The organism is Bradyrhizobium sp. INPA03-11B, assembly GCF_040446015.1.
Classification (GTDB): Bacteria; Pseudomonadota; Alphaproteobacteria; order Rhizobiales; family Xanthobacteraceae; genus Bradyrhizobium; species Bradyrhizobium macuxiense_A.
The window spans coordinates 1-7550 of record NZ_JASGSR010000212.1 but is presented as its reverse complement, the minus strand read 5'-3'; the positions used below and the strand labels follow the sequence as shown (position 1 = coordinate 7550).

General features: G+C 65.1%; 10 protein-coding genes. 9 read left to right on the top strand and 1 reads right to left on the bottom strand.

Features of this window, described 5'->3' with window-relative positions; all coding sequences use genetic code 11:
• The 7 genes from QMZ05_RS39740 to QMZ05_RS39710 all read left to right on the top strand — a co-directional run.
• Nucleotides 1-719, top strand: a 719-nt coding sequence (locus QMZ05_RS39740; RefSeq protein ID WP_353705712.1) for a sulfurtransferase/chromate resistance protein, incomplete at its 5' end; no start/stop codon positions are given.
• A gap of 84 nt (nucleotides 720-803) precedes the next feature.
• Nucleotides 804-1037, top strand: coding sequence for a PepSY domain-containing protein (locus QMZ05_RS39735; RefSeq protein WP_353705711.1), 234 nt, complete (start codon nucleotides 804-806; stop codon nucleotides 1035-1037).
• A gap of 48 nt (nucleotides 1038-1085) precedes the next feature.
• Nucleotides 1086-1418, top strand: coding sequence for a hypothetical protein (locus tag QMZ05_RS39730; protein ID WP_353705710.1), 333 nt, complete (start codon nucleotides 1086-1088; stop codon nucleotides 1416-1418).
• Between the two features lie 175 nt (nucleotides 1419-1593).
• Nucleotides 1594-2190, top strand: a complete 597-nt coding sequence (locus QMZ05_RS39725; protein WP_353705713.1) for a Fe-Mn family superoxide dismutase — start codon at nucleotides 1594-1596, stop codon at nucleotides 2188-2190.
• A gap of 96 nt (nucleotides 2191-2286) precedes the next feature.
• Nucleotides 2287-3468, top strand: a complete 1182-nt coding sequence (chrA, locus tag QMZ05_RS39720) for a chromate efflux transporter (protein ID WP_353705709.1) — start codon at nucleotides 2287-2289, stop codon at nucleotides 3466-3468.
• Nucleotides 3469-3609: 141 nt separating this feature from the next.
• On the top strand, nucleotides 3610-4326 hold the full coding sequence (locus tag QMZ05_RS39715; RefSeq protein ID WP_353705708.1) for a dihydrofolate reductase family protein: 717 nt from the start codon (nucleotides 3610-3612) through the stop codon (nucleotides 4324-4326).
• Nucleotides 4327-4406: 80 nt separating this feature from the next.
• The gene (locus tag QMZ05_RS39710; RefSeq protein ID WP_353705707.1) at nucleotides 4407-4730 is read left to right on the top strand and encodes a hypothetical protein; all 324 of its coding nucleotides are present in this window, start codon (nucleotides 4407-4409) and stop codon (nucleotides 4728-4730) included.
• A 24-nt stretch (nucleotides 4731-4754) separates the two neighbouring features.
• Here QMZ05_RS39710 and QMZ05_RS39705 read toward each other — a convergent pair whose 3' ends face one another.
• The gene (locus tag QMZ05_RS39705) at nucleotides 4755-5483 is read right to left on the bottom strand and encodes a TetR/AcrR family transcriptional regulator (RefSeq protein WP_353705706.1); all 729 of its coding nucleotides are present in this window, start codon (nucleotides 5481-5483) and stop codon (nucleotides 4755-4757) included.
• A gap of 204 nt (nucleotides 5484-5687) precedes the next feature.
• Between QMZ05_RS39705 and QMZ05_RS39700 the strand changes: the two genes are divergently transcribed.
• A complete protein-coding gene (locus QMZ05_RS39700) occupies nucleotides 5688-6941 on the top strand; it encodes an HlyD family secretion protein (RefSeq protein WP_353705705.1) in 1254 nt (417 codons plus the stop codon).
• A 15-nt stretch (nucleotides 6942-6956) separates the two neighbouring features.
• A partial coding sequence (locus tag QMZ05_RS39695) for an MFS transporter (RefSeq protein WP_353705704.1) occupies nucleotides 6957-7550 on the top strand: 594 nt, incomplete at its 3' end.

The following is a 7550-nucleotide window of genomic DNA, read 5'->3' as shown; positions in this document are numbered from 1 at the left end:
CCGCCGATCCGCGCCTGATCCCGGGCGCGATCAGGCGTTCGCATCTCGACGTCCAGGACTGGGCTTCCAGCCTCAGCGGCCAGTCCGTGGTCGTGATCTGTCAAAAGGGACAGAAGCTCAGCGAAGGCACCGCCGCCTGGCTGCGGTGCGGCAACATCGCGGCGGAAGTTCTCGAGGGCGGCCACCTCGCGTGGCGGGATGCAGAGCTTCCCACTGTGCCCGCGGACAAAATTCCGAAACGCGACGGCCGCGGTCGCACCGTCTGGGTGACGCGATCACGGCCGAAGATCGACCGCATCGCCTGTCCGTGGCTGATCCGCCGCTTCGTCGATCCCACAGCCGTGTTCCTGTTCGTGACCTCAGCGGAAGTCGAGGCCGTCGCCGAACGCTTCGACGCGACGCCGTTCGACATCGAGAACGTGTTCTGGAGCCATCGCGGAGAGCTTTGCACATTCGATGTGATGATCCGGGAATTCGGCCTCTCGACGCCGGCGCTCGAGCGGCTGGCGACGATGGTGCGGGCGGCGGATACCGCGCGGCTCGATCTGTCGCCCGAGGCGCCCGGATTGCTCGCGGCCTCGCTCGGCCTGTCGCGCATGTTCGACGACGACCTCGAACAGTTGAGCGCCGGCCTCTTGCTCTACGACGCCTTCTATCGCTGGTGCCGCGACGCGACCAAAGAAACGCACAACTGGCCGACCAGCAAGGTGAAGCCGTAACCGACTTTGCGGCCAATGCAGAGGCGCGCGGAAATCGCGCCTCTGGACCACCTGGGGCAGGACAACACAACCAGGAGGACAGCCATGCCGAAGCAGAAACTCCTTCACCTGATTGTAGCCTTCGCGATCGCGGGTGCCGCGACGCCCGCCCGCGCGCTGACGCAGGACGAGCTTGTCGCGAAACTTCAGGCCGCCGGCTACGCGAGCATTAGCGACGTCAAGTCGACGGCCGAAGGCATCACGGCGAAGGCGATGAAGAACGGCAAGCCTGTGAGGCTCGTGATCGACAGCAGCGGCCAGGTCAGGGAGCAGGACTGAGATCCTGCCTCGCGCGAGCCGTCAAACCAATGCGATGGAGTGACAACAATGATGAGAGCAACTCTGGCCCTGTGTCTGGCCATCCTGTCGCCGACTGCAATTCTGGCGACACCGGCTGCGCTCAGCGATGACCGGGAAGCGGCCGTGACATCGCGGGCAGCGACCCTTCATCCGCCGGCAACCGAAACGCTGCGCGGCATCGTCGATAGCGTCGATGAGGGCAGCGACACGCTGCTGATACGCCTGTCCGCAGACAGGACCGAACCCTTCAAGGTTCAGGACGGCTTGATCTTCAATGCCGTCCGCTTCGGCGATCCCGTCGAAATCTCGGTACAGAACATCGCGGGAATCCGAACCATCGTCGGGCTCGCCAAGGAATAGGGCCGCGATCCGAAGCATCAACGATGCGATCAATTCACATGTGGAGAGTCCGATGAACATGAACACCGAACGCCGGAACTTCATCGCAGGGGTCGGTGCCGCAGCTGCATCAACAGCCGTGCTCGGCACCAACCATGCCCTTGCCCAAGCCACCCCACAGACAGGAGCGAGGACGATGTCCTATCAGGCCAAGCCGATGCCGTTCGACCCGAAGGCGATCACCGGCATCTCGGAAAAGATCCTCGTCAGCCACTACGAGAACAATTACGTCGGCGCGGTGAAGCGGCTGAACGCCATCGGCACGCAGCTCGCCGAACTCGACTTCGCCAAGGCGCCGAACTTTGTGATCAACGGCCTGAAGCGCGAAGAGTTGATCGCGTCAAACTCGATGATCCTCCATGAGATCTATTTCGATGGGCTCGGCGGCGCAGGTAAGCCGGGCGGCGCGCTCGCCGAGGCGATTGCACGCGACTTCGGCAGCATGGAGCGCTGGCGCGCAGAATTTGCGGCGATGGGCAAGGCCGAAGGCGGCGGGTCGGGTTGGGTGATCCTGGCCTATTCGCCCCGCGACAAACGGCTCGTCAACCAATGGGCGGCCGATCACACGACGACGCTCGCCGGCGGCCGTCCGGTCCTGGTGCTCGATATGTATGAGCACGCCTATCACATGGACTTCGGCGCGGCCGCGGCCCGCTATGTCGATATCTACATGGAAGCCATCCGCTGGGACAATGCGGCCCGGCTGTATGAGCAATACTCAAAGGAGATGTGAGGAGAGTTCGGTGAGCAAGCGAATGAATGAGGCGACCGTCCGAAAGCCATCCCTGATCTGCAGAGATGGGCAAAATTCTCTGCAGGGAGCTTTCCCGTGATCGCGCCAACGGATTCGCAGCGCAGTCGTTTGGCAGAACTGGCACGTTATTTCCTGCGCCTCGGCTTTCTCGGCTTCGGCGGCCCGGTCGCGCTGGTCGGGCAAATGGAGCGGGAACTGGTCGACGGCAAGAAATGGCTGACCAAGCAGGAGATGAAGGAATCGATTGCCATCTGCCAATCGCTTCCGGGGCCACTGGCGATTCAGGTCGGCATCTACGTGTCCTGGCTTCGCGGTGGCTTCTGGGGCGCCTGGGTCGGCGGATGGTGCTTCATCCTTCCCAACTTCGTCATCGTGGCTTCGCTCGGCGCCCTCTACGTCTATCTCGGCGATCTCCAGCCGGTGACCGCGATCTTCTACGGTGTCAGTCCCGCCGTGATCGCGCTCATCCTTCACTCCTGTTACCGGCTTGCCAGGCTCGGCATGGAGGACTGGCTGCAATGGGCGATCGCGGCGGTCTGTCTCGCCGTCACGGTCATCCTCCAGGCCGAGGTCGCGCTGCTGTTCATCGGCGCGGGCGTCGTCGGCATTCTCTATTACGGCAAGCCGTTCAAACGTACGCCTGCGATCCTGCCGGGAATTGCCATCGTGCCGGCAGCCGCCGGTCCGATCGCGCCGGTCGCAAGCGGGTCGACGCTCTCCAAGCTTCTGCTGTTCTTCCTCAAGGCCGGCTCGCTGACCTTCGGCAGCGGCCTCGTGATCGTGCCGTTCCTCGAGCAAGGGCTCGTGCAGCAATACAACTGGCTCGATGAGCGACAGTTTCTCATCGCGGTCGCGATCGGCATGATCAGTCCGGGACCGGTGGTGATCACTGCAACCTTCGTCGGCTACCTCGTGGCCGGATTTTGGGGCTCGGTCGTCTCTACGATCGGCATCTTCCTGCCGTCGTTCCTGCTGGTGCTGATCGTTGCTCCGCTGCTCGCGCGGCATCGCGGAAACGCCAACGTCCAGGGCTTCGTGAAGGGCGCCTATGCAGCCGCGATCGGAACCATCCTCGGCGCTTGCATCCTGCTCGGCAAGATCGCCATCGGCGACTGGCTCACCGCGTTGATCGGATTAGTATCGCTGGCGGTGCTGTTCCGCTGGAAGGTCAGCAATCCGCTGCTCATCGCGGCGACCGCCGTGGTCGGCCTGATTGCGTATCCATGGCTGCAACCGAGCTGGGTGATGGTCCATTAGCCGACCAGCCCAACTCGCCGCTCTTCCGAGAATCCTGGTCGGGGCTCACGCGCGTTGAGAACCTGCCTGCGGCTCTCTACATGAGGAGGTGCGCCACCCGCCGCTGCGGCACGATCCCGCATTCACCGAAGAGTTCATCTCATGCGACCTCACATCATCTGCCACATGGGCACGTCGATCGACGGCCGGCTTCACCCCAGCCGCTTCACCAAGGCCGCCGCCGGCATCCCGGCCGAGGTGCTACGCTCCCACTATGAGAGGATCCATGACGGCTTCGATGCCGATGGGTGGATCATCGGCCGCGTCACCATGAACGAGATGGCCAAGGGAACGGAGCGGCACATCGCCAATCCGCCAAAACTGCCGCGCGAGCCGCATCTTTCCAACCGCAACGGCCGCAAGCTCGCTGTCGGCATCGATCCATCGGGCCGTGTGCATTTCGGCAAGGACAATGTCGGCGGCGATCATGCCGTTGCGGTGCTCGGCGAACAGGTCTCCGACAGCCACCTCGCCGAACTTCGCGAGGACGGCGCGTCCTACATCTTTGCAGGCCCCAAGGGCGACGATCTGCCGGGCGCGATGGCGCAACTTGCATCGCTGTTCGACGCCAGGACGCTGCTGCTTGAAGGAGGCGGCGGGATCAACGGCGCATTCCTCAAGCACGGGCTGATCGACGAGTTCAGCACCTTGATCTTTCCGGCGGTCGATGGCGTCGCGGGATCGCAAAGCATCGTCGATTACCACGGACCTGACGGCGACCGTCCCGGCGCCGGACAATCGCTGCGGCTCACGCATTGCGAGGCGCTGGAGGGCGGCATGGTGTGGCTGCGCCACGCCGTGGAGCGCGCGCCGGGCTGAACGCCGGACGGTCGAGCTCTCGACAAGGGCAGCGATCCGGCTCACTCTGCACTAGCGGACATGACGGATGCGGGGGCGGCATGGAGCATTGGCTTCGCATAGGCGCGAGCGTCGCCTCGATCCTGACGTCGTTCATCGCGGCCGGCGCGTCCATCCTGTTTTGGGCGAACAAGCGCTCGAGACGCACGCGGCTTGAGAATTACCTGAAGGCGAAGAAGGAGAAATCGCCCGACGAATTGTTCTCAGCGACGCGCCTGATGGCCGATCTCGGCATGACGGAGGCGGAGATCTTCGCGGCCAGTTTTGCCAGTCGCCATATCGCCCGTGACGTTCGCAGGGACCTCAGCACCGGCTTCGCGGCCGAAGTGCTGTTCCAGTATCGCGACGACCCGGTGTCACGCTGAGCGCGCAGCCCGGCGATCGATCGCCTATTGCCTCGGACTCTCCGGCCAACCGTTCCGGCACGCCGCGACGAAGAACGCGACGCCGCGCGCGACGTGCTCATCGATCTCGGGATCGAGCGCCTTCAGGTCCACCTCGAACAGCGCCCGCAGCAGCATCGGCACCGCGATGATGTCGAGGAACAACCGCGCCGTGGTCGGCAGATGCTCCGGTGCGAAGGCCGGCAGCTTGCCGAGCTCGTCGGATTGCGTCAGCTCGCGCAGCAGGTGAATCCCGAGCTCGGTGCTGAGCGCGCGCGCCCGGCGGTTGACCGTGGCGGCGAGGTCCGGGAAGCGGTGTGCCTCCGCGATCGCGAGCCGCATCAGGCCGATCCGGTCGGCATCGAAGCCCCAATGCAGCAAGGTGGAGGCGACGCTGGTGAGGCGCTCCTCGATGGTCGCGCCGACCGGCGGGTCGGCCTTGAACTCGGCGATGCGCGACAGGATGTCCCGCGTCACCACTTCGGTGAACAGCGCCCGCTTGTCGCGGAAGCGCGCGTAGATCGTGCGCTTGCCGGAGCGCGCCGCTTCCGCGATCTCGTCGATGCTCGCGCCTTCGAACCCGCGCTGCAGAAACACCCTGCGCGCGGCATCGAGGATGCGCGCATCGACCTCGCCGGCCAATTCCTTCGGCGGCCGGCCAGCGCGCACCTCGACCTGGCTGGCCGCAGGTCTGGTCCTGTGCGCCCTCGGCGTCTTCAGGGTGCTGGTGGTCATCGCCTCGACCCGGGTTCCATGAGCCGATCAAGCCGGCAATCCCAAGCAATATAGCCTTATCACATCTAGTTGTAAATGGAACGGTACAGTTCCGTTCCTATTGACGCGTCGCGCAACCGGAACTATTTGCCGCACAGAATGGAACGGTACCGTTCCCTTTTGCGAAGGCCTTGCAGACCTCGCCGGACAGCAGGAGCAGCCATCATGTTCGAAGACACTGTTTTGGAGCGCGCCCAAGAGGGGCACCAGGGTATCGAGGGCGCGCCCTCGATTTCTCATGAGCCCACCACATCCGAGCGGCCGGAGATTACTGCGCGGGCTCCCGCCGAGGGGCGCCCGGTGAGCAAGGAGCCCGCTCCGCCGGCAACGATCCCGCCGGAGGCCACACCGCAGAACCGCGGCTTCCTGCGCCGCCGTCCGATGGTCTCCGCGATCGGCGCAGTGCTGCTCGCCGCGACGCTCGGCGGCGGCACCGTCTATTGGGACTACACCGGGCATTTCGAATCCACCGATGATGCCTTCATCGCGGCGCGGCAGTCCGCGCTGGCCCCCAAGGTCTCCGGCTACATCACTGCCGTTCCGGTCACCGACAACCAGCATGTCGCGGCCGGCGACGTGATTGCCCGGCTCGATGACCGCGACTATCGCGTCGCGCTGGCGCAGGCCGAGGCGCAGGTCGCGGCGGCACGCGCCAGCATCGAGAATGTCGATGCGCAGCTCGACGTGCAGCAGGCGCAGATCGCGGCCAACCAGGCCCAGGTCGACCAGGCACAGGCGGCGCTGACCTTCGCGCAGCAGCAGGCGACGCGCTACCAGCATCTGGAGCAGACCGGCTACGGCACGGTGCAGAATTCCGAACAGTACACCTCGCAACTGCATCAGCAGCAGGCGTCGCTCCTCAGCGCGCAGGCGACGCTCAACCTCGCGCAGCGCCAGGTGGAATCGCTGAAGGCGCAGCGCAAGAGCGCGGTCGCCAACCTCGCCCAGGCCGAGGCACAGCGCGACCAGGCCAAGCTCAACCTGTCCTATACGACGGTCACCGCGGCGCAGCCGGGCCGCGTCGTCAACCTCTCCGCCGCGGTCGGCCAGTTCGCGCAGGCCGGCACCAACCTCACGATGTTCGTGCCGGACCAGACCTGGGTCACCGCGAACTTCAAGGAGATCCAGCTCGACCAGATGCGTCCGGGCGAGAAGGTGACGCTGAAGATCGACGCCTATCTCGGCCGCACCATCAACGGCCATGTCGAAAGCGTGCAGCCCGGCTCCGGCACCGCGTTCTCGCTGCTGCCGGCGCAGAACGCCACCGGCAACTACGTCAAGATCGTGCAGCGCGTGCCGGTCAAGATCGTGATGGACAACCCGCCGACCGACGTCGCGCTCGGCCCGGGCATGTCGGTCGTGCCGACGGTGCGGATCAATGCCGCGCCGTCGCTGCTCGAGCGGCTTGGCAAGCTCTGATCCCGGGAGGCCGTCATGAGTGCAGCAGCAATCGATGCCCAAGGCCTCCCTGCTCCGCGCGTCACCGTCAATCCCTGGCTGATCGCCATCGTGGTGGCGCTCGCGAGCTTCATGGAGGTGCTCGACACAACCATCGCCAACGTCGCGCTGCCCTATATCGCGGGCGGCATGGGTGTGAGCGAGGACGAGGCCTCCTGGGTGGTCACCACCTACCTGGTGTCCAACGCCATTATCCTGACTGCCTCCAGCTTTCTCGCAAGGATGCTGGGACGCAAGACCTTCTTCCTGATCTGCCTCGGCATCTTCACCGTCAGCTCGGTGCTGTGCGGCTTCGCGCCCAATCTGAATGCGCTGCTGCTGTTCCGCATCCTGCAAGGTCTCGGCGGCGGCGGCATGGTGCCGGTGGCGCAGTCGATCCTCGCCGACGCGTTCCCGCCGGCCAAGCGCGGGCAGGCGTTTGCGGTGTTCGGCATCGCCGTGGTGGTCGCGCCGGTGGTCGGCCCGACGCTCGGCGGCTGGCTGTCCGACAATCTGTCCTGGCATTGGTGCTTCCTGATCAACGCCCCGGTCGGCGTGTTTGCGATCGCGCTGATCGCCGCGGTGCTGCAG